The following is a 19,943-nucleotide window of genomic DNA, read 5'->3' on the forward strand; positions in this document are numbered from 1 at the left end:
GACGCATTAGGCTGGGCCCATGCTCTCAGCCGTGTCGGGACCGGTCGCCGTGCCGCGGGTCGAGGTCCTGGTGGGTCGGGTCGCGGGGGCGAGCGGCAGGCGGCGCGGGGGCTGGCGTTGGAGTTGGCGGCGCGGGTGTGCGGGGTGGCGGTGGCGGGGTTGCGGCTGGAGCGGGCGGCGAGTGGGCGGCCGTACGTGGTCGGCGGCGGGGGGCGGGTGGAGGTGAGCCTGAGTCATGCGCGGGGGGTGGTCGCGGTGGCGGCGAGCCGGGAGTCGGCGGTGGGGGTGGACGTCGAGGCGGTGCGTCCGCTCGCGGTCGGGGCGCTGGCCCGGCGCTGGTTCCCGGCCGACGAGGCGGCGTGGATCGGACGGTGGGGGCCCGGGCGGGAGCCGTCGGCCTTCCTCTGGCTCTGGACCCAGAAGGAGGCGATGGCCAAGGCGCTGGGCCAGGGCCTGGGCGGCGGAGTCGGCCTGCTGCGCGCAGTGGCGCTGCCGGACGAGTGGCCGACCGGGTGGGCGCAGCGGTGCTGGCCGCTCACCGCAGTGCCGGAGGTTGCAGAACTCGCGGTGAGCGCTGGTGAGTTGGACGGGTTGATGGTCGCGGTCGCGGCCGCGGGCCCGGGCGCGGCGCGGGTGGATGTCCGGATCGCTAGAACGGACTGACCGGATCCTGATCCAGGCCGCGCAGGGCGCGGTCGCCCTGCAGCCAGAGGGCGGTGGCGCCGTACAGCGCGGCGGCGAGCAGGATCGCGGTGCGGGCGCCCTGGGAGTCGGCCAGCAGGCCGAAGAGCGAGGGGGCCAGCCAGCTGACGCTGGAGCCGAGCAGTTGGACGGCGTTGCCGGTCTGCGCCTGGAGGTCGTCGGGGGTGATCCGGGTGGCCCGGACCTGGAAGACGATGATCGCGGGCATGATGGTGAAGGTGCTGACGGCGCCCAGCACGGTCATCAGCCAGACCCAGGGCGCGAACGCGATGCCGACCGCGCAGAACGGCAGCAGCCAGGACGTGATCAGCACCCAGGCGCGACCGCCGAGGAGCTTGGCCAGCCGCGGGCCGAGCAGTGAACCGCCCAGCCCGCAGAGGGCGTTGACCGACACCATGGCACCGACCTCGGTCGGGTCGGCCCCCCGGCTGCGGGCCAGCACGATCACCATCAGCAGCATGCCCGCGGCGACCGCGTTCACCGCGGCTCCCCACAGGGCGTACATCCGCAGGTAGGGGTTGCCCAGGACGTAGCGCAGGCCGGCGGTGACGACGCGGCGCAGCGGTTCACGCCGGGCGCCCGTGGCGGGCCGGCGTTCGGGGTCGAGCGGGCTGCGGACCAGGGCCGAGGTGACGGTGATCGCCCCGAAGGAGAGCGCGTCCAGGCCGAACGGGAGCGACTGTGCCAGGCCGAAGAGCGCGCCGCCGACCGGCGGCCCGATCATCGCGGCGGCCTGGCCGCGGGCCTGGGTGAGGGCCATCGCGGCGGGCAGTTGGGCGGACGGGACGACCCGGCGCACCGCGCCGCGGCTGGCGCCGGTGAAGAACGCCGAGGAGCAGCCCTGCACCGCGCCGACCACCATCAGCTGCGGCAGCCAGATGTGGTGGGCCAGCACGGCCGGCACCACGCTGCCGACCGCGAGCAGTTGCAGCAGGGAGGTGACCACCATGATGCGCTTGCGCGGGTAGCGGTCCGCGACCACCCCGGCGGGCAGCAGCATCAGCAGGCTGCCGACCAGGGTGGCGCTGCCGACCAGGCCCGCCTTGGCCGCCGAGCCGGTGGCGGCCAGCACCAGCAGCGGGTAGCAGATGCCCGACATCTGGGTACCGAGCGCGGACACCGCCTGCCCGCTCCACAGCAGGTTGAAGTCGCGGTTGCGGTGCAGCGGTCGCGGCTCGGCGGGCCGGCCGTCGACGTCGTCGTCGGAGGTCTGTTCGGTGGTCACCGGGTGCGCCCCCGTGGTGCGGCTAGCACACGCTGACCGGGAAGTCGGCGAAGCCGCGCAGCACCGTGCCGCGGCGGACCGGGGCGCCGGCGGCGGCCAGCTTCGGGAAGCGCTCCAGCAGCGCGGGGAAGAACACCGCGGCCTGCATCCGGGCCAGCGGCGCGCCCAGGCAGTGGTGCACGCCGCCGCCGAAGGAGAAGACGGTCGGGCCGCCGGTCCTGGTGATGTCGAAGACGTCGGGGTCGGGGAAGGCGCACGGGTCCCGGTTGGCGGCGCCGAGCATCATCACCACCTGCCCGCCCGCCGACACCGGGACGCCGTCGATCACGCCGTCCTCGCCCGCGACCCGGGCCATCGCCTGCACCGGGGTGTCGTAGCGCAGCATCTCCTCCACCGCGCCGCCGACCAACCTCGGTTCGGCGCGCAGCAGTTCCGCCTGGTCGGGATGGGCCAGCAGGGCGGCCAGACCGTTCAGCAGCATGTCGACCATGCTCTCGATGGCGGCGCTGAAGACCAGGGTGAGCGTCTGTTCCAACTCGTCCTGGGTCAGCGGCTCTTCGGCCGAGCCGACCGAGCCCGCCGAGCCCGCCGAGCCCGCCGAGCCCGCCGAGCCCGTCGCACCGGCCGGGTCCGTCGCCGCGACCAGGGCGGTGGTGACGTCGTCGCGGGGGTCGGCCCGGCGGCGGGCCGCGAGTTCGCCGAAGTAGCCGGTGAGCGCGGCCCCGGCACGGTCGATGACCGCGAGGTGGGCGTCCACCCCGCCGCCGTCCACGGCGAGCCGCAGGCCCTCCAGGGGCTCCCGCAGCCGGGGCTGGTCCTCCTCGGGCACGCCGAGCACCTTGCCGATGACCGCGATGGGCAGGCCGGCCGCGAGCACCTCGTGCAGGTCCACGGGCGAGCCGTCGGCCCCCTGCACGGCGACCTGGTCGAGGATCCGGCCGGTCAGGTCGGCCACGTACGCGCGCAGGGCGGCGGCGCGGCGCTGGGTGAAGGCGCCGCCGACCAGCCGGCGCAGTCGGGTGTGGCCGGGCGGGTCCTGGAAGAGGAAGGACTCGGTGGTGGCCCGCAGGCCGGGGTGGTCGCGCCAGTCGGGGCGCTTGAGGTCCATCCAGGCCGCGTTCTGCGCATGGAAGCGGGGGTCGCGGCTGACGGCCACGCAGTCCTCGTAGCGGGTGAGCAGGAGGCCGCCGCCGGGTGTGGGGTGCACCGGGGAGTGCGTCCGCAGCTGCGCGTAGTGCGGGTACGGCTGCGCAGTGCCCTGCGGGGTCCGCAGGGCCGCCAGCGCCTCGGCCACCGGGTCCGCGTCAGGCGAGGTCATCGGCGTGCCCCCGGTCCGCGGCGGTCGGGGCGAACGCCGCCCGCAGTTCCCGGGCCGCCTGGTCGACGGCCGCCCGGCCGCCGTCCAGTACCCCGGACATCGCGAAGAAGCCGTGCACCATGCCCGGGTAGCGGGTGGCGCTGACCGGGACGCCCGACTCCCGCAGCCGTTGCGCGTAGCTCTCGCCCTCGTCGCGCAGCGGGTCGTACTCGGCGGTGATGACGGTGGCCGGGGGCAGCCCGGCCAGGTCCTCGGCGCGCAGCGGGGAGGCCAGCGGGTGGTCGCCGTCCCGGACGTCGGACAGGTAGTGGCCCCAGTACCAGTCCACCGAACGGTGGTTGAAGAGCAGCGGGTCGGAGTTCTCGCGGCGCGAGGGGGTGTCGGCGCGGTAGTCGGTGTTGGGGTACACCAGCAGCTGGTGGACCAGGGCGGGGCCGGAGCGCTCCCGGCCCAGCAGGGTGACCGCGGCCGCGAGGTTGCCGCCGGCGCTGTCGCCGCCGACGGCCAGCCGGGCCGGGTCTATGCCGAGGCTCTCGGCGTGGTCGGCCACCCAGCGCGCGGTGGACCAGCAGTCCTCGACGGCGGCCGGGAAGGGGTGTTCGGGGGCCAGCCGGTAGCCGACCGAGAGGGTGGTGCAGCCGACCGCGTTGGTCAGGCTGCGGCAGAGCGCGTCACAGGTGTCGATGGTGCCGAGCGTCCAGCCGCCGCCGAAGAAGTAGAGCAGCGCGGGGTGCGGGCCCTCGCCGACCGGGCGGTAGACCCGCAGGGTGAGCTCCCCGCCGGGTCCGGGGATGGTCGACTCGGTCACCTGGCCGACCGGTTCGGGGTCCCCGGCGGCGCTGCGGATGTCGGCGAGGTCGGCCGCGCGGGCGCGCTCGACGGTCATCTCGTACAGCGGCGGGGCCGCCGATCGGGCGCGGCGCTCACGAAGGGCCTGGACCTGTGGGTCGAGTGGCATCGGGCTCTCCCGGTCGGGGAACGCAGGGCGGAGGTGCGGTCGGCAGCCTGCCGAGACCCTACGGTGACCATGGAGCAGAGGGCAATGATCCCAACCGAGTTGATCGGTCCTCGACTGAACGCCCGAGCCGGCGGGGACCTCGACGGGGCGGACCCGAGCGCCCCAGAATGACCCCGGCGCGGACCACTGGACCGCTGAACCCCTGATCGAGGAGGCTGGCCGATGGGCGAGGACCGGAGCACCGAACCGGAGGCATCGGAGGAGGAGGCGACCGAGGAGGAGGCAACCGAGGCGCTGCTGGCCCGGCTGGGCACCCCACAGGGGCGCGCCGACCCCTACCCGGTCTACGCCGAGCTGCGTGCCCTGGCACCGGTCTGCCGCAGCCGGCGCGGGCAGGTCTTCCTGACCGGCCACCGGGACTGTGCGGAGCTGGTGCGCAGCACGGCCTTCCGGGCCCAGGGTCCCGACTGGATGGACCGGGTCTCCCCCGGCTGGCGCGAGCGCCCGGGGAAGGTCGCCACCATCGAGGCGATGCTCTTCCGCGACCCGCCCGACCACACCCGCCTGCGCCGGCTGGTCAGCGGCGCCTTCACCGCGCGCCGGATGGCGGCGCTGCGCGAGCAGGTGGGGCAGCTGGCCCGAACCGCGCTGGACGAGATCGCCGACGCGGGGGCGGACGGCGGCGTCGTCGACCTCCAGGCGCTGCTGTCCCGTTCGCTGCCGGTCTCGGTGATCGGGACCATGGTCGGTGTCCCGAAGCAGGACTGGGGGCTGCTCCAGGAGTCCATGTCCGCGATGATGCAGGTGGTCGAACTCAGCGTGGACGAACCGGCGCTGGCCGCCGCGGACCGGGGCGCCGAGACCCTGATGGACTACTTCGCGGCGCTGGTGGCCGACCGCCGCAAGGAGCCCACCGACGACCTCGCCTCGGCGCTGGTGGCGGTGCGCGACGAAGCGTCCGCCGACCGGGAGGGCGGCGGGGAGGGCGGCGGCCTGAGCGAGCCGGAGCTGCTGCAGACCCTGCTGCTGCTCTTCATGGCGGGCGTCGACACCATGGTCAACCACCTGGTGAACGGGACCGCCGCGTTCCTGGCCCACCCGGCCCAGGCCGACCTGCTGCGCGCCGACCCCGCGCTCGCGCCGGGCGCGGTGGAGGAGGCGCTGCGCTACGACGCGCCGATCCAGATCCTGGCCCGGGTGGCCGCCGAGGACGTGACCGTCCGACAGACCCCGGTGGCCGCGGGCACCCTGGTGATCGGGCTGCTGGGCGCCGCCAACCGGGATCCCGAGCGGTTCCCGGACCCGGACGCGTATCTCATCACCCGGCCCGGCACCGGTTCGGTCTCGTTCGGCGGCGGCATGCACTTCTGCCTGGGCGCACCGCTGGCCAGGATCGAGTCGGCGGCCTTCTTCCCGGCCCTGCTGGAGCGGTTCCCGAAGCTTCGCCCAGCCGGCGAACCGGTGCGCCGGGGCATGGTGCTGCGCGGTTTCGAGTATTTCCCGGTGACGCTGCGCTGATATCCCCGGGGAAGTGATCGTCCGGAATTCGATCAACCGGTGTCCGGGTTGTCCATCTTGGCAGGACCGCGATTCCCGACTATCTTGAAATTGCTCCACCGCACGTGCCCTGTCCAGTGTTCCGAACGAATGGAGGCCAGCTATGAGCCGTGTCACCGAGGACCCCAACGTCACCGAGGACTTTGTCGCCGAGGACGCCAGCGTCACCGAGGACTGAGTTCCGACCGGCCCCTTCGGGGGCTGATTCGAACCCGGGCCGGTGCGACCGAATCGCTGATTCGGTCGCACCGGCCCGGCCCGTTCCCACCGGCCGCGTCAGCGCGTCACCAGGCCACCGGGAGGGACAGCAGCGGGTGGATGAGCGCGCCCTCGGCGTACCGGACGTCCTCGGGCGCGATGGCCAGCCGCAGCCCCGGGAACCGCTCGGCCAGGCCGCGCAGCGCGAGCGACAGCTCCAGCCGGGCCAGCGGGGCGCCGGGGCAGAAGTGCGCGCCCAGGCCGAAGGTCAGGTGCGGGTTGGCCGTCCGGTGGATGTCGAAGCGCTCGGGGTCGGGGAAGTGCCGCGGGTCGCGGTTGGCGCCGGGGATCGACACCTGGACGGCCCGCCCGGCCTGCACGCTGCCGGCCGAGAGCGGCGTCTCCTCGGTGGCGACCCGCAGGAAGGCGCCCTCGCTGGGCACTTCGAAGCGCAGCACCTCCTCGACCGCCGGGCCGGTCAGCGCCGGGTCGTCGCGCAGCGCGGCGAACTGCCCGGGGTGGCGCAGCAGCGTGAACACGCCCCGGGCCAGCGTGGACGCGGTGTTCTCGTGGCCGCCGATGAGCAGCGCCGTGACCATCTGGACCAGTTCCGCCTCGGAGAGTCGCTGCTCCACGTCGCAGGCGGCCACCAGGACGTCGACCAGGTCCTGGCCGGGCTCCTTGCGACGCCGGTCCAGGAAGGCCCGGATGTAGGCCAGGAACTCCTTGTTGGCCCGCAGCCGCTCCTCGGTACTGGCCTGGTCGACGGCGAAGAAGACCCCGGTCCACTCCTGGAAGAGCCCGGTGTCCTCGGCCGGCACGCCCACCAGCGCGCACATCACCGCGATCGGCAGCACCCCGGCGAAGTCCTTCACCAGGTCGGACGGCGGCCCGGCGGCGGCGATCGAGTCCAGCAGGCCGTCCACGATCCGCTGGACCACGGGCCGCCAGACCGGCTCCTGGCTGGGGCTGAAGGCGCCCTGGATGGTCTGGCGGAAGCGGCCGTGCTCCGGCGGGTCGTGGTTGATGATCGCGTCGGGGTGGTCGGACATGTCGGCCTCGCGGACCATCCGCGGCGCCCCCGGGTAGCGCAGGTTGCGGCTGAAGCGGCGGTCCCGCAGGACCTTGGCGACGTCCTCGTAGGCGACCACCAGATGCGCCTGGTCGCCGCTGGGCAGCAGCACCTCGCCCAGCGGGCACTGCTCGCGGCGGAGCCGGTGCTGGCGCGAGGAGGTGCCGAACTCGTCGGGGTGCAGCGGGAAGGGAAAAGCGTCGGGCTGTTGGTCGGCCATGGTCTCCACCGGTTCGGGAATGATTGTCAGCGGACAGTCCGAGGGTTTTCCGGATATCTCCTCCGGGAAACCGGTGACGACCGCCCGCGCGACCCGGTGTTAATTCCGGGCGCGGGCGGCTGGATATTCCGGGCACAGTTGTCCGGGGTGCGCTCCGGGGCGATTCCGTGCATTATCCCCGGGGGTGCGCCATGATGTTCCGTGATATCCGTCCTCTCGTACAGGGAGTGTTCCGATGGTGAGTGTGCCGACGTATCCCGGATTCGAGCCGCTGATCGAGATCGCGTCCGGCAGCGGGGACCCGCTGTTCTGCGTGCACCCGGCGGCCGGAATCGCCTGGGAGTACGCGGCGCTGGCGCCGCACCTGGACCCCGGGCGCCGGGTGCTGGCCCTCCAGGCCGAGGGCCTGGCGGATCCGGGGCTGCTCCCGGACTCCGTGGAGCAGGCCGCCGAGCGGTTCCTGGGGCTGGTCCGCGAGGTGCAGCCGCACGGCCCGTACCGGCTGCTCGGCTGGTCCTTCGGCGGCATCGTGGCGCACACCATGGCGGCCCGGCTCCAGGCCGGGGGCGAGCAGGTCGCCCTGCTCGCCCTGCTCGACTGCTTCCCCTACGACCCGGCCAGCCCCGCGCAGGAGCCCACCGAGCAGGAGTACCTCACGACCCTGCTGGAGAACGCCGGCTGCGACCCGCGCCGCCTGGTCGCCCCGGACGGCGCCCCGCTGGACGAGGAGCGCGCCCTGGCCGTGCTGCTGGAGCGCGGGCACCTGCTGGACGGCCTGGAGGACCACCGGCTGGCGGCCGTCCTCCAGGTCTTCCTGCACAACATCCGGCTGCGCCGGCGGTTCACCCCGGAGCTGTTCCGGGGCGACCTGCTGTTCGTCAAGGCCGCGCTGGAGCGGACCGCTCCGCTCAACTCGGCCGAGACCTGGCAGCGTTACGTCGACGGCCGGATCGATTCTCACGAGATCGACACCGAGCACCGGCTGATGATGCGCCGGGAGCCGGCCGCCGGGATCGGCCGGCTGCTGGCGCCGAGGCTGGCGCGGACCGGGCGGTAGGCCGTCACCGGGGCGCCAGGTCGGAGACGGTCCGGCGCTCCGGGTCCTCGTAGTGCCGGGCCCGCAGCGCCCGCTTGTCCACCTTGTCCAGCGCGGTCCGCGGCAGCGACTCCACGAAGTCGATGCCGCGCGGCACGTGCAGCTCGCTCAACTCCGTCTCCACCAGCGCCTGCAGCTCCTCGACCGTGACGGTGGCATCCGGCGCCAGCACCACGTAGGCGTGCACCACCTCGCCCCAGCCCGGGTCCGGCACCCCGATCACCGCGGCCGCCCGGACGTCCGGGTGGGAGCTCAGCACGTCCTCCACCGGGCGGGTGTAGACGTTGGCCGCGCCCACACTGGTGACGATCATGTCCTTCTTGCGGTCCACCAGGAAGAGGTAGCCGTCCTCGTCCAGGTAGCCCAGGTCACCGGTGTGGAGGAAGCCGCCGGCCATGGTCCTGGCACTGCCCTCGGGGTCGTTCCAGTAACCCGTCATGACCAGCGAGCCGGCCACGCAGACCTCGCCGATCTCGCCGGTGCCCAGCAGTTCGTCCTTCTCGCCGTGGATCTCGATCCGGGCGTCCGCGAACGGCTTGCCGGCCGAGGCCAGCCGCTCGGGGTGCTCCGGGTCGTTCACCAGGAACGGCTGGTCGGCGACGAGCGGCAGCTCGCTCAGCCCGTAGACCGGCCGCAGCACCGGCCCGAACCGCTCGATGCCCTGGGCGAGCCGGGTCGGCGAGATCGGACCGCCGCCGCAGTTGAGATAGCGCAGGCTGCTGAGGTCCGCGCCGTCCAGCAGCGGGCTGTCCAGCAGCTCGGACAGCCGGGCCGGTGAGATGAAGGCGCTGGTCAGCCGCTCGTCCCGGACGGTGTCCAGGAAGGCCGGGAGGTCGACCTTCTCGGCCAGCACCAGCAGGCCGTCCTCGGCGAGCGTCAGCAGCGCCGGCATCTGGCCGCTGACGTGGACGAACGCGGTGGTGGACAGGTGGCGCATGCCGAGCTCGCCGATCGAGCGGTAGTAGCCGGCGGCGGCCAGCAGCGCCAGGAAGAAGCGGTGCTCGTGGTGGACCAGCCGGGGCCGTCCGCTGGTGCCGCCGGTGTAGAAGAGCGAGGACGGCTCCGGGGTGCCGGGCGCCCGGACGAACTCCGGGCCGCCCGGCTCGACCGGCTCCAGCAGGTCGGGGCCCGAGCCACCGGGGCCGACGCAGAGGATCTGCAACGGCGCTTCCCTTTGGGTCAGTTCCTCGGTGAGCCGCCCGGTCCGCTCCGGGTCGTAGATCAGCACCTCGACCTGGGCCAGCTCGATGAACTCCACCTGCTCGCGGTAGGGAGGGTAGCGGGCGATCCACACCGTGCGGCAGCCGAGCAGGTGCAGCGCGAGCTGCAGGGCGATCGACTCGGGCAGGTTCCTGACCAGCAGCGCGACCCCGGCGCCGGGACGCACCCCCTGATCGCGCAGCTTGGCCGCCAGGTCCAGGACCATGGTCCGCATCTGGGCGTAGCTCAGCCTGCGCTCGGCGCAGACCACCGCCTCCCTGTCCCCGCAGGCGGCGAAGAGTTCCAGCAGCTGCTCGACGTAGTTGACGCTCGGTGCCGACTGTTCGGTCATCGGTGCCACTTCCTTCTCGATGTGGGTGTGGTGATGGGCGGTCAGCTGAGGGTGGCGGCGTGGATCGCGGTCCAGAGTTCGGTCCGGGCCTCCAGCGCGGTGCGCACCGTCTCGGCGCAGGCCGCCCAGGTGGCGTCGTCCTCGCCGCACAGGTCGATCAGCATCTGCATCGCCATCGGGGTGTGCTGCTCGCCGTCCACCTCGATGTGCCGGGCCAGGTAGTCCTTGAAGGTGCCCAGTTGGCCCTTCTCGTCCTCGATGCTGATCACCTGCTGGAACATCTCGGGGATCAGGTCCTCGCGGCCGAAGGCGAAGGCGGCGGCCTGGCAGTGGACGGGTGCGGTCTCGATGATGCTCCAGGTGACGGCCACGAAGTCGACGGCGGCCTGCGGCGCCGCCGCGAGCTTGAGCGCCTCGGTCACCGCCGTCCCCTCGCGCAGCAACTCCACGAAGGCGGTGATCGGGCCGGTGTCCGCGCCGGACTCCGCCATGCCCGCGATGTAGAGCTCGAAGTGGCTGGTGAAGCCGTCGCCGAGCTCGTCGCTCTCCTCCACCAGCACGATGTCGTTGATCAGTCTTCGGCTCGCGGTCGGCCCGCTGGGCACCCAGGGCACCGAGACGCAGGTCAGGGTGCGCTGCAGGCTCTTGAGCAGCGACATGAAGTCCCAGACCGCGAAGACGTGGGTCTCCTGGAAGGTCCGCACGGCCTCCAGGCTGTTCAGCCGCCCGTACATCGGGTGGCCGAGGACCGTCTGCCGGGCCGGCTCGATGGCCTGTTGGAGGGCGGCGAGTCCGGGGTGCTGACGGTCCCAGTGGTAGCGGTCGGTGCTCATGGGAGGGATCTCCTTACTCGGTGCAGGGCGGTTCGGGGGGCGAGCGGTTCAGGAAGTCGGAACGGGGTCGGGAGCAGGGTCAGTCCATGACGGACCGGACGGCGTGCCGCAGTTGGTCCCGACTGGGCTGGAGGGCACGGTCCAGGCCCAGGGCGAACGGCAGCACGGCGCCGTCCGGCCGGGTGACCCGGCGCGGGGCGGTGCGCAGCGGCGTCCCGCGCTCCACGACGCCGGTGATCACCTCCGCGCCGAACCCGCACATCCGGTTGGAGTCGTCGACCACCACCAGGCGGCCGGTCCGGGCGACCGAGGCGGACAGCGCCGCCCAGTCGAAGGGGTAGACGGTGCGCGGGTCGAAGACCTCCACCGAGATCTCGCCGGCCAGCTCCTCGGCCACCGCGAGCGCGTCGTACACCAGCGCCCCGGCGGCGACCACGGTGACGTCCTCGCCCGGCCGGTGGATCCGGGCCGATCCGATCGGGACGGGCACCAGTTCGGTGGTGACGTCCTCGCGCACGCCCAGCGCACCCGCCGGGGCGAACAGCACCACCGGGTCGGGGTCGCGGATCGCCGAGACGAGCAGGCCGTAGGCGTCGGCCGGGGTGGCCGGGAGCAGGGTCTTCACCCCGACGTGGGCGAAGAGGCTGTACGGGTGGTCCGAGTGCTGGCCCGCCCATCCGTCGCGCGAGCCGGAGCCCGGCACCACGTAGGTGACCGGGGCCGCGATCTGGCCTCCGGTCATCAGCGAGGTCTTGTGGGCCTGGTTGGCGATCTGCTCGAAGACCAGGAAGAGCAGCGAGGGGATCTGGAACTCCACCACCGGCCGCATCCCGGCCAGCGCGGCGCCCAGCGCCAACGAGGTGAACGCCTGCTCGGAGAGCGGGGTGTCCACCACCCGGTCGGCGCCGAAGCGGGCCTGCAGGCCCGGGGTCAGGCCGGCCAGGCCCGCGCCGACGTCCTCCCCGAAGACGCAGACCGCGGGGTCGCGGGCCAACTCGTCGGCGAGCGCCCGGTTGAGGCCCTTGGCGTAGGAGAGCTTGGTCACGTCAGGGCTCCTGCCCGGGGCCGCAGCCCGTCGGCGTACAGGTGGTCGAGCGCACCGGCCGGGTCGGGGTGGGCGCCGGCCAGCGCGAACTCCACTGCCTCGGCCATCAGTCGATCGACCTCCCGGTCGATCTCGGCGCGCCGCCCGGCGCCCGGGTCGCAGCGCTCCAGCGGGTCCCGCTGCCGCCAGGAGTCGATCTCCTCGGCGCTGCGGTAGTTCAGCCTGACCCGGCGCTCCATGGTGTGGTGGCCCTCGAAACGGTAGGTACGGCACTCCAGGAAGGAGGGCCCGGCGCCGGACCGGGCGCGTTCCACCGCCCGCTCGGCGGCCGACCGGACGGCCTCGACGTCCATGCCGTCCACCGCCTCGGCCGGGATCCCGAAGGCGGCCGCGCGCCCGAGCGCCGAGCCGGCCACGCCGGCCCGGACCGACAGTGTGGTGGCGTAGCCGTTGTTCTCGCAGACGAAGAGCACCGGCAGCCGCCAGAGCGCGGCCAGGTTCATCGCCTCCAGCAGTACGCCCTGGTTGAGCGCGCCGTCACCGAAGAAGGTCACCACCACCCGGTCCAGGCCCTGGCGCAGGGCCGCCCAGGCGGCGCCGGCCGCGATCGGCGCGCCGGCGCCCACGATGCCGTTGGCGCCGAGCACCCCGAGCGACAGGTCGGCGGCGTGCATCGAGCCGCCGCGGCCGTGGTTGAGGCCGTTCTCCCGGCCCGCCAGCTCGGCCAGCATCCGGCGCGGGTCGGCGCCCTTGGCCAGCACGTGGCCGTGCCCGCGGTGGGTACTGGTCAGCTGGTCGTCGGCGCGCAGCGCGGCGCAGACGCCGACCGCGACGGCCTCCTGCCCGATGTAGGGGTGGATGCCGCCGACGATCTCGCCGGACTTCACCAGGGACAGCGCGGTCTCCTCGAACGCGCGGATCAGGCGCATCCCCCGGTAGAGCGCCTCCGGGGTCACCGGGCTCGCCGGGCTCACCGGGGGTCCTTCCAGGTGGTCGGGCAGTAGGTCGGATCCGCGTAGTCGGGGTCGCCCCCGGCGGTGCGGCGCACCAGGACGTCGTGGTTGTAGACCACCTGCGTGCCGTCCGCCTTGGTGTACGGGCGGTAGTGGTTGGCGCCGTCCTGCAGGTGCAGCGAGATCGCCCGGCGCGGGCGGACCGAGAGGTTGGCGCCGCTGCCGTGGTAGGTGAGGCAGTGGTGGAAGCTCATGTGGCCGGCCGGGATCACCACCGGGACCTTGGTCACCTCGGCCTCGTTGAACCGGGCGGTCTGCGCCAGGATCTGCTCCAGCTCGCCGCGGTCGCGCTGGGCGAAGTGCCGGGTGGAGTCGTCGCCCTCGACCTCCTTCCACCGGTGGCTGCCGTCCACCATGGTGATGGTGCCCATCTCCTCGTCGCAGTGGTGGAACGGGATGAACGCGGTGAGCATCCGGTCCGAGCTGCAGGTCTGCCAGTAGTGCCGGTCGGCGTGCCAGGGCACCAGGTTGCTCGGCTCCGCCGGGCGCGGCGGCTTGAGGATCAGGGTGGACTGGAAGATCCGGACCTCGTCCGACTCCGCCAGCCTCGCCGCGACCGCGCCGATCAGCGGCTTGCGCAGGATCGCGGCGATCTCCTCGCTCTGGTGGTGGATGTAGTCGTTGTGGCGCTGCACGTCGCCGTCGGCCGGCTGCCAGTCGGCCAGCCGGGCCGGGCGCACGGGCAGCGGACGGTCGACCCGCCCGGCGTAGAAGCGCTCGCTCGCGGCCTCCAGAGTGGCCAACTCCTCTTCGCTGAGCAGGCGCCGGGAGAGGTACCAGCCGTGCTCGGCGTAGCGGCGGACGTCCTCCGGCGAGGGCAGCAGCTCCCGGTCGGCGTCGGTCAGGGTGAACTCGGCCAGTGATGTCACGATTCGCCTTCCTGGGTCAGGCGTGGGAAGCGTCGGTGCGCTCCACGGCCTCGTAGAGTGCCTTGATGTTGGCGCTGCCGAAGGTGAGCGCCCCGCGCCGCTCGATGACCTCCAGGAAGAAGGTGCGGCGCGGGTGGACCGAGCGGGTGAAGATCTGGAAGAGCTGCCCGCCGTGGTCCCGGTCCACCAGGATGTTCAGCCGGCGCAGCGTCTCCAGTGGGATCACCGAGTCGCCGAGCCGCTCGCGCAGTTGGTCGTAGTAGCGCTCGGGGGTGCTGAGGAAGCGCACGCCCCGCCCTTCGAGGGTCTGCACGGAGAGCGCGATGTCGTCGGTGCGGAAGGCCAGGTGCTGGACGCCGACGCCCCGGTGCTGTTCCAGGAACCCGTCGATCTGGCCGGGGTCGCGGCTGGTGTCCGGCTCGATCAGGGTGAGCGTGACCCCGCCGGACGGGCTCTGGACGACGATCGAGTCCATCCCCTGGCTGCCGACCGCGATGTACTCGGTGAAGATCTGCCGCAGGCCCAGCGTCTGCTCCAGGAACTTCACCGTGCGGGCCAGTTCGCCCGAGGGGACGCAGACCGCGAGGTGGTCGAGCTCGACCAGCAGGCCCTCCGGCCCCTCGTCGGCGGGCGCAGGATCGCGCTGGACGAACCGCAGCTCCACGTCGCCGAAGCCGCGGATCGCGGCGCTGACCACCCGGCGGCCGTCCTCCTGGTGGGCGACGGGCGCGGAGAGCGGGTCGGCCCCGGCGGCCACCGCGCTCGCGTAGCAGGCGGCCGCGTCGTCGCAGGAGAGCCCGATCGCCGCCACGCCGTCGCCGTGCCGCCGGACGAACCCGGCCACGGGGTCGGCGGGGTCGTCCGCGGAGGTGAACAGCAGCCGGATGCCGCCCTGACGCAGCAGCACCGCGCTCCGTCCCGCCGGCAGCGGTGCGGCGCCCGGGTGGGGCCCCTCCTGGAAGCCGAAGGTCCCGGCGAGCTCGCGGGCCGCCTCGTCGGCGTTCACGACGTGGAACTCGACATGGTCGATCCGTTGGATGCTCATGGTGCGGTGACCGTCCTCTGCGGGTGCGCTGCGGGTGCTCGGCGATGGGTGCCCGGCCTGCCGGTTCGGGGAGCGGGGATCACTGGTGGGAGGGGTCGGGGACGGCGGTGCCGGCACGGGCCAGCCGGGTGCTCGGCGCGCCGAAGACCAGGCTCAGGTTGTGGCCGCCGAAGGCGAAGGAGTTCGAGAGGGCGGCCCGCACCCGCACCTGCCGCGCCGCGCCGCTCACGTGGTCGAGCTCGCAACCGGGGCCCGGCGCATCGAGGTTGAGGGTCGGCGGCAACAGCCCGTGGCAGAGCGCGAGGATGCTCGCCACGGCCTCCACCGCTCCCCCGGCGCCGAGCAGATGGCCGGTGGCGCCCTTGGTGGAGCTGACCGCCGGGCCCTGGTCGCCGAAGACCGCGCGCAGCGCGGTGGCCTCGGCGACGTCGCCCAACTTGGTGCCGGTGCCGTGGGCGTTGACGTAGCCGACGTCCCCGGGCGACAGTCCGGCCGAGGCGAGGGCCGCCCGCATGGAGTCGGCGGCGCCCTCGCCGTCCGGGCGGGGCGAGGTGGGGTGGTGGGCGTCGGTGCTGGCGCCCCAGCCGAGCAGGTCGGCGTGGCCGGCGGCGCCGCGCGCGTCCGCGTGCTCGGCGCGCTCCAGCACCAGCACGGCACTGCCCTCGCCGAGCACGAAGCCGTTCCTGCGGTGGTCGAAGGGCCGGCTGGCCTCCGTCGGATCCTGCCAACCACTGGCCAGTGCGCGGGCGTTGGTGAAGGCGGCGGCGATCGTCGGATGCAGCGAGGACTCCGCCGCCCCGCAGACCACCACGTCCGCCTCACCGCCGCGGATCAGCCGCAGCCCCTCGGCGATCGACTGGGCGCCCGCCGCGCAGGCCGTCACGATCGACGAACTGTAGCCGCGGATACCGTACTTGATGGCGATCCGGGCCGAGCCCATATTGGAGAGCATGCCGGGCAGCAGGTAGGGGCTCACCCCCGGTCGGCCGCGCAGCTGCCGGTTCTGCGAGTGCTGCTCGAAGGTCTGCAGCCCACCGCCGCCGGTGGACACCACCACGGCGACCCGGCGCGGGTCCACGTCGCGGCCCACCACCAGCCCGGCGTCCGCCATCGCGTCGTCCGCGGCCGCCAGCGCCAGCAGGACGAAGCGGTCGACCGCCTTGGTCTCGGTGCGCGGCAGCACCTCCAGCGGGTCGATCCAGGGGGCGATCCCGGCCGACTCCAGCCAGCCGCCGGCCGGATGGTCCTCGGCCGGACGGCAGAGGCCGGAGCGGCCGGCGAGCAGCGCCTCGAAGAACTCCGCCGGCTTGCGGCCGAGCGGGGTGACCAGGCCCATGCCGGTGACGACCGCGCCGGGCCGCGCCGGGGCGCTCATCTCTCCGCCTCCGCGCCGGCCGCGAGCGCGGCCAGGTGCTGCTCGCGCAGCAGGACCTTGCGCACCTTGCCGGTCGGTCCGAGCGGGATCGCGCTGTCGTCCACCGCGACCACCTGCCGCACCGTCACGGCCACCGCCTCCTCCAACGCGGCCTTGACCTCCTTGGTGCGGTCACGCCCGCGGTCCGCCCCCGCCGCCAGCTGGAGCAGCACGTCGGTGATCACCCGTTCCCCCTCGCGCACGGCGACCACCGTGCAGTCCACCACGTCGGGGCAGGCCACCAGCACCCGCTCCTCGGACATCGCGGTGTGCAGGCGGTGGCCGTCGCCCAGGTCCACCGAGTCCACCGCGCGGTCGACGTGGTAGTAGTAGCCCTCCGCGTCCCGGTAGACCAGGTCGCCGGTGAGGAAGTAGCCGCGCACCCTGGTGCGGTAGGTGGTCGCCGAGTCGTTCCAGTAGCCCAGCGCCAGGGTGGGCGAGCGGGTGCCCAACTCGCCGATCTCGAACGGCTCCAGTGCCTCGCCGGCCGGGTCGAGCACGGCGCAGTCGACGAACGGGTGCGGCTTTCCGACGCAGCGGCCGTAGCGCTCGGTCTCCGGCGTGTGGGTGATGTGGAAGTGCGAGTGGCCCATCTCGGTGGAGCCCAGGCCGTCCACGAAGGCCGAGCCGGCGATGCGCTGCCGGCGCCGGTCCACCAGGGCCTCCCGGCTGCCCTGCGCCACCAGGTGGCGGATGTGCGTCTCGTGGGCGCAGTCGCCGGTGTTCCACCAGAGCGCGACCGAGGCGAGGTCGCGCCCGGACAGGTCGTACCGGGCCAGGTCGGACCAGGTGGCGGCGAAGCCGAGCACGCCGTTCGGGCGCCGCAGCTCGATCGCCTCCAGCACGGCGGCGCCGCTCTGCTCCGACAGCAGGGCGATCTCGGCGTGCGAGCTGAGCGCGAGGTTGAGCGCGATCAGGGTCGCGGCGTGCGCGGCCGGCAGTGCGCTGAGCAGCCGGTCCGACCCCTGCGGACGCGGCAGCGCCAGCCGGTAGCGGACCGCCGCGTACAGGCTGTCGTGCGAGTGGACGACCGCCTTGGGCAGTCCGGTGGTGCCCGAGGAGTGGGTGATCGCCACCGGATCCTGCGGCGCGTGGCGGTAGGCGGGCGGCGCGGCGTCCGGGTCGGCCGCGCCGAGCGAGCCGATCTCGGGCAGCAGCGGCGTGCCGGTGTCGTACCCGGCCAGCGCCGCGCGGTGCCGCTCGTCGGTCAGCACGCCCACCGCAGTCAGCCGCCGGATGTAGCGGGACGCCTTCTCGGCGTCCAGTCGCGGGTTGATCAGGGCCGGGATGGCGCCGAGCCGGGTGAGCGCCAGGGTGGCCAGCACGGCCTCGCCCGCCGCGTCGGCGATCACCACCACCGGGTCCCTGGGGCCGATCCCGAGGGCGGCCAGCGCGGCTGCCCTGGCCCGCACCCGGCGGTCCAACTCCCTTACGGTGAAGGGCGCCCACGCGGGGACCCGGTCGACGTCGGTGTCGAAGGCCAGCATCGGCTGGTCCAGGCCGATGCCGAGGGCCATCCGGGCGGACAGCACGTTTCCGGCGCCGACCTGCGGATCGGCGGCGAGACTGGCACGGATCTGACGGACGCTCACGGTCGCTGGTCCCTTCCTTCACGGGTCACGAGTCTTCGGGGTACTGCCGCGGCGGCGACGAGCACGGCCACCGCGTGGTCCGGTCCGCCCGGCCCACCCTGGTCGGCCGCGACGACCAGGACCTGCTCCGCGTCGCCGTCCTCGATCAGCAGGGCGGCGCAGCCCAGCGCATCGGCCAGGACGGCCTCGGCGGTGTCGCCGAGCGGGGCCGTGCACACCACCGGGCCGTCCAGCCCCCAGCGGGCCGCGACGTGGCCGGCCACGGCGTTGGGGTTGGACTGGTAGAACAGCAGCGGCGGCACCTGCCGCCCCTCGGCCAGCGCGTCCGCGACCACCGCGCGGGTCACCGTGTCGCCGCGGGCGCTGGCGATCAACAGACCGGTGCACGGCGCCGGTTCGAACGGCGGCCGGTCCCGTAGGCAGCGTCCGGCGACCTCGGCGACCAGCGGCTGGAAGCTGGACAGGATGAAGCCGGGCACCGGTGTCACGGTGTCCCCCGGCCCCTGCGGCCACTGCGCGCCGGCCAGCACCACCAGGCCCTGTGCGGCGGCGGGGCCGGCGAGATCGAGGGCCGGCCCGTTCATGCCGCACCCACCAGGAGCGCCGTGTTGGCCCCGCCGAAGGCCGAGTTGAGGCTCAGCGCGTAGCGGGCGGTGCTCGGCCGGGGGTGGTCGAGCACCAGGTCGAGCGGGGACTTCGGGTCGGCCGCGCCCAGCCCGGCCTGCACCGGCAGCCGGCCGCTGCGCAGCGCCCCGACCGTGACCACCAGTTCCAGCAGGGCCGAGCCCTCCAGGGCGTGGCCGTGCGCGCCCTTGGTCGAGCTCACCGGTACCGTGCCGACCGCGTCGCCGAACACCAGCCGCAGCGACTCGACTTCGGCGCTGTCGCCGAGCACGGTGCCGTTGGCGTTGGCGTTCACGTAGCCGACCCGGTCGGCGCCGATCCCGGCCCGGCGCAGCGCGGCGTCGATCGCCCGGGCCAGGCCCAGCCCGTCCGGGCGGGGACGGACCACGTGGTGGGCGTCCCCGGCCCGGCCCCAGCCCGCGAGCACCGCCAGGGCCGGCACCCCGCGGGCCGCGGCGGCCTCCGCCGCCTCCAGCACGACCGTGGCCACGCCGTCACCGAGCAGCACGCCCTTGCGGTCCGCGGCGAACGGCCGGACCTCGCCGTCCCGGGCCAGCGCCCGGCCGGCGTCGAAGAGCGCGTACTGGATCGGCTCGACCAGGTACCCGGCCGCCACCACCACCAGGTCCGCGCGTCCGGAGGCGATCAGCGCGGCGGCGTCGGCGACGGCCGTGCTGCCCGCCACACAGGCCGTGGTGTAGAGGCGGCTCACCGGGAGCAGCCCGCACCGGGCCGGCAGCGCCCGGGAGAGCGGCCCCTCGGGCGTCGGCCCGTCGGCGTGCACCGCCAGCAGCAGCGCGTCGCACGCGACCGCTCGCGGGTCCGCCTGCGCCTGGGCCAGAGCCCGGCCCACCGAGCCGGTCAGCTCCTGGAGCAGCGTTCCGGCGTCCGGCAGCAGCGCGGCCCGGTCGACCCGGAAGGCCTTCGTGCCGAACCGGTCGACGGCGGCGAACGCGGCCGTACCGGCGGTGACCCGGGCCTGCACCAGGGCCGCGCCACGACCGTGCGCGCTGACCGCGTCGAGACCGGTCACCACGACCCGCCTGGCGGTGGCGGGCCGGGGCGACCGCGCGTCACGCATGACCGGCGCTGCCGACCAGCGCCTCGCGCAGCACCTCGGTGGCGACGGTCACGGTGACCATCCGGTCGAGGTCCTCGTCGCTCAGGTCGAGCACCACGCCGTAGCGCTGCTCCACCTCCGTGAGCAGCCAGGTGAGTTCGAGCGAACCTACGACCTCGTCCACCTGGCGGGGTTCACGGCTGCCGAAGGCCGCCAGCATGGCGACCACGTCGTCACGGCCGATCGGGTCGTCACGACCGTCGGGAGAGGCGAGGCTCATTCAGCTCTGCCCGCAGCGTCCACGGCCAGCCGCGCGGCCAGGGCGGTGGCGAACTCGCCGAGGTTCAGCGTCGCCAGGGTCTCGACGTCCTCGTCGCTGAACTTGAGGCCGTAGGCGTCCTCCAACTGGACGGTCAACTCGGCCAGGGCGAGCGACTCCAGGTCGAGGCCGGCGGGTCCGAGGTCGGTCTCGTCGGTGACCTCGTCCACGTCGTAGTTCATGTCCCGCAGCGCCTGGACGATGAAGGTGCTGATCTCCTCTTTCACGGTG

Annotated in this window: 19 protein-coding genes; 3 read left to right on the forward strand and 16 right to left on the reverse strand. The window is 73.9% G+C overall.

Annotation, left to right across the window (positions count from 1 at the left end; translation table 11 throughout):
* The first annotated feature begins 222 nt into the window (after positions 1 to 222).
* Positions 223 to 663, forward strand: coding sequence for a 4'-phosphopantetheinyl transferase family protein (locus BS75_RS00635; RefSeq protein ID WP_197091878.1), 441 nt, complete (start codon positions 223 to 225; stop codon positions 661 to 663).
* Here the strand turns inward: BS75_RS00635 and BS75_RS00640 are convergent.
* The 3 genes from BS75_RS00640 to BS75_RS00650 are packed head-to-tail and all read right to left on the reverse strand — an operon-like array spanning position 650 to position 4,203.
* A complete protein-coding gene (locus tag BS75_RS00640) occupies positions 650 to 1,927 on the reverse strand; it encodes an MFS transporter (RefSeq protein ID WP_034086777.1) in 1,278 nt (425 codons plus the stop codon). The genes BS75_RS00635 and BS75_RS00640 overlap by 14 nt on opposite strands.
* A 22-nt stretch (positions 1,928 to 1,949) precedes the next feature.
* Positions 1,950 to 3,245, reverse strand: coding sequence for a cytochrome P450 (locus BS75_RS00645; protein ID WP_034086778.1), 1,296 nt, complete (start codon positions 3,243 to 3,245; stop codon positions 1,950 to 1,952).
* On the reverse strand, positions 3,232 to 4,203 hold the full coding sequence (locus BS75_RS00650; protein WP_034086779.1) for an alpha/beta hydrolase: 972 nt from the start codon (positions 4,201 to 4,203) through the stop codon (positions 3,232 to 3,234). The genes BS75_RS00645 and BS75_RS00650 overlap by 14 nt, the downstream gene beginning before the upstream one ends.
* A gap of 222 nt (positions 4,204 to 4,425) precedes the next feature.
* Between BS75_RS00650 and BS75_RS00655 the strand changes: the two genes are divergently transcribed.
* Positions 4,426 to 5,721 (forward strand): cytochrome P450, encoded by a 1,296-nt coding sequence (locus BS75_RS00655; RefSeq protein ID WP_042438664.1) that lies wholly within the window; start codon positions 4,426 to 4,428, stop codon positions 5,719 to 5,721.
* 323 nt (positions 5,722 to 6,044) lie between these two features.
* On the opposite strand, the gene BS75_RS00660 is transcribed toward BS75_RS00655, so the two are convergent.
* Positions 6,045 to 7,250, reverse strand: a complete 1,206-nt coding sequence (locus tag BS75_RS00660) for a cytochrome P450 (RefSeq protein ID WP_034086780.1) — start codon at positions 7,248 to 7,250, stop codon at positions 6,045 to 6,047.
* 235 nt (positions 7,251 to 7,485) lie between these two features.
* Here BS75_RS00660 and BS75_RS00665 point away from each other — a divergent pair, with 235 nt between their 5' ends.
* A complete protein-coding gene (locus BS75_RS00665; protein ID WP_034086781.1) occupies positions 7,486 to 8,307 on the forward strand; it encodes an alpha/beta fold hydrolase in 822 nt (273 codons plus the stop codon).
* Positions 8,308 to 8,311: 4 nt separating this feature from the next.
* Here the strand turns inward: BS75_RS00665 and BS75_RS00670 are convergent, their stop codons facing one another.
* The 12 genes from BS75_RS00670 to BS75_RS00725 all read right to left on the reverse strand — a co-directional run bounded on the left by BS75_RS00670 (position 8,312) and on the right by BS75_RS00725 (position 19,939).
* Positions 8,312 to 9,898, reverse strand: coding sequence for an AMP-binding protein (locus tag BS75_RS00670; protein WP_042438662.1), 1,587 nt, complete (start codon positions 9,896 to 9,898; stop codon positions 8,312 to 8,314).
* Positions 9,899 to 9,939: 41 nt separating this feature from the next.
* Positions 9,940 to 10,731 (reverse strand): DUF3050 domain-containing protein, encoded by a 792-nt coding sequence (locus tag BS75_RS00675; RefSeq protein ID WP_034086782.1) that lies wholly within the window; start codon positions 10,729 to 10,731, stop codon positions 9,940 to 9,942.
* A 79-nt stretch (positions 10,732 to 10,810) separates the two neighbouring features.
* Positions 10,811 to 11,776 carry an alpha-ketoacid dehydrogenase subunit beta gene (locus tag BS75_RS00680; protein ID WP_034086783.1) on the reverse strand — a complete coding sequence of 322 codons (966 nt, stop codon included), beginning with the start codon at positions 11,774 to 11,776 and terminating at the stop codon, positions 10,811 to 10,813.
* Positions 11,773 to 12,750 carry a thiamine pyrophosphate-dependent dehydrogenase E1 component subunit alpha gene (locus BS75_RS00685; protein WP_231607637.1) on the reverse strand — a complete coding sequence of 326 codons (978 nt, stop codon included), beginning with the start codon at positions 12,748 to 12,750 and terminating at the stop codon, positions 11,773 to 11,775. The genes BS75_RS00680 and BS75_RS00685 overlap by 4 nt, the downstream gene beginning before the upstream one ends.
* A complete protein-coding gene (locus BS75_RS00690) occupies positions 12,747 to 13,658 on the reverse strand; it encodes a phytanoyl-CoA dioxygenase family protein (RefSeq protein WP_034086784.1) in 912 nt (303 codons plus the stop codon). The genes BS75_RS00685 and BS75_RS00690 overlap by 4 nt, the downstream gene beginning before the upstream one ends.
* Positions 13,659 to 13,674: 16 nt before the next feature.
* Positions 13,675 to 14,703: a 4-hydroxyphenylpyruvate dioxygenase gene (gene hppD / locus BS75_RS00695; protein WP_034086785.1), complete on the reverse strand. Its 1,029-nt coding sequence runs from the start codon at positions 14,701 to 14,703 to the stop codon at positions 13,675 to 13,677.
* A 79-nt stretch (positions 14,704 to 14,782) separates the two neighbouring features.
* Complete coding sequence (locus tag BS75_RS00700; protein WP_042438660.1) at positions 14,783 to 16,078, reverse strand: beta-ketoacyl-[acyl-carrier-protein] synthase family protein; 1,296 nt, start codon at positions 16,076 to 16,078, stop codon at positions 14,783 to 14,785.
* Positions 16,075 to 17,709 carry a class I adenylate-forming enzyme family protein gene (locus BS75_RS00705; RefSeq protein WP_034086786.1) on the reverse strand — a complete coding sequence of 545 codons (1,635 nt, stop codon included), beginning with the start codon at positions 17,707 to 17,709 and terminating at the stop codon, positions 16,075 to 16,077. The genes BS75_RS00700 and BS75_RS00705 overlap by 4 nt, the downstream gene beginning before the upstream one ends.
* The gene (locus BS75_RS00710; protein WP_042438657.1) at positions 17,706 to 18,293 is read right to left on the reverse strand and encodes a beta-ketoacyl synthase chain length factor; all 588 of its coding nucleotides are present in this window, start codon (positions 18,291 to 18,293) and stop codon (positions 17,706 to 17,708) included. The genes BS75_RS00705 and BS75_RS00710 overlap by 4 nt, the downstream gene beginning before the upstream one ends.
* Complete coding sequence (locus tag BS75_RS00715; protein WP_042438655.1) at positions 18,290 to 19,414, reverse strand: beta-ketoacyl synthase N-terminal-like domain-containing protein; 1,125 nt, start codon at positions 19,412 to 19,414, stop codon at positions 18,290 to 18,292. The genes BS75_RS00710 and BS75_RS00715 overlap by 4 nt, the downstream gene beginning before the upstream one ends.
* A complete protein-coding gene (locus tag BS75_RS00720; protein WP_034086787.1) occupies positions 19,407 to 19,673 on the reverse strand; it encodes a hypothetical protein in 267 nt (88 codons plus the stop codon). The genes BS75_RS00715 and BS75_RS00720 overlap by 8 nt, the downstream gene beginning before the upstream one ends.
* The gene (locus tag BS75_RS00725; protein ID WP_034086788.1) at positions 19,670 to 19,939 is read right to left on the reverse strand and encodes an acyl carrier protein; all 270 of its coding nucleotides are present in this window, start codon (positions 19,937 to 19,939) and stop codon (positions 19,670 to 19,672) included. The genes BS75_RS00720 and BS75_RS00725 overlap by 4 nt, the downstream gene beginning before the upstream one ends.
* Positions 19,940 to 19,943: the final 4 nt, after the last annotated feature.

Source organism: Streptacidiphilus albus JL83, from assembly GCF_000744705.1.
In the GTDB taxonomy this organism is placed as follows: Bacteria; Actinomycetota; Actinomycetes; order Streptomycetales; family Streptomycetaceae; genus Streptacidiphilus; species Streptacidiphilus albus.

Excerpts from the sequence above, each read along its gene's own strand:
- BS75_RS00645 (WP_034086778.1), bottom strand. The coding sequence starts at position 3,245 with ATGACCTCGCCTGACGCGGACCCGGTGGCCGAGGCGCTGGCGGCCCTG.
- BS75_RS00650 (WP_034086779.1), bottom strand. The coding sequence starts at position 4,203 with ATGCCACTCGACCCACAGGTCCAGGCCCTTCGTGAGCGCCGCGCCCGA.
- BS75_RS00655 (WP_042438664.1), top strand. The coding sequence starts at position 4,426 with ATGGGCGAGGACCGGAGCACCGAACCGGAGGCATCGGAGGAGGAGGCG.
- BS75_RS00660 (WP_034086780.1), bottom strand. The coding sequence starts at position 7,250 with ATGGCCGACCAACAGCCCGACGCTTTTCCCTTCCCGCTGCACCCCGAC.
- BS75_RS00665 (WP_034086781.1), top strand. The coding sequence starts at position 7,486 with ATGGTGAGTGTGCCGACGTATCCCGGATTCGAGCCGCTGATCGAGATC.
- BS75_RS00670 (WP_042438662.1), bottom strand. The coding sequence starts at position 9,898 with ATGACCGAACAGTCGGCACCGAGCGTCAACTACGTCGAGCAGCTGCTG.
- BS75_RS00675 (WP_034086782.1), bottom strand. The coding sequence starts at position 10,731 with ATGAGCACCGACCGCTACCACTGGGACCGTCAGCACCCCGGACTCGCC.
- hppD (WP_034086785.1), bottom strand. The coding sequence starts at position 14,703 with ATGAGCATCCAACGGATCGACCATGTCGAGTTCCACGTCGTGAACGCC.
- BS75_RS00700 (WP_042438660.1), bottom strand. The coding sequence starts at position 16,078 with ATGAGCGCCCCGGCGCGGCCCGGCGCGGTCGTCACCGGCATGGGCCTG.
- BS75_RS00710 (WP_042438657.1), bottom strand. The coding sequence starts at position 18,293 with ATGAACGGGCCGGCCCTCGATCTCGCCGGCCCCGCCGCCGCACAGGGC.
- BS75_RS00715 (WP_042438655.1), bottom strand. The coding sequence starts at position 19,414 with ATGCGTGACGCGCGGTCGCCCCGGCCCGCCACCGCCAGGCGGGTCGTG.
- BS75_RS00720 (WP_034086787.1), bottom strand. The coding sequence starts at position 19,673 with ATGAGCCTCGCCTCTCCCGACGGTCGTGACGACCCGATCGGCCGTGAC.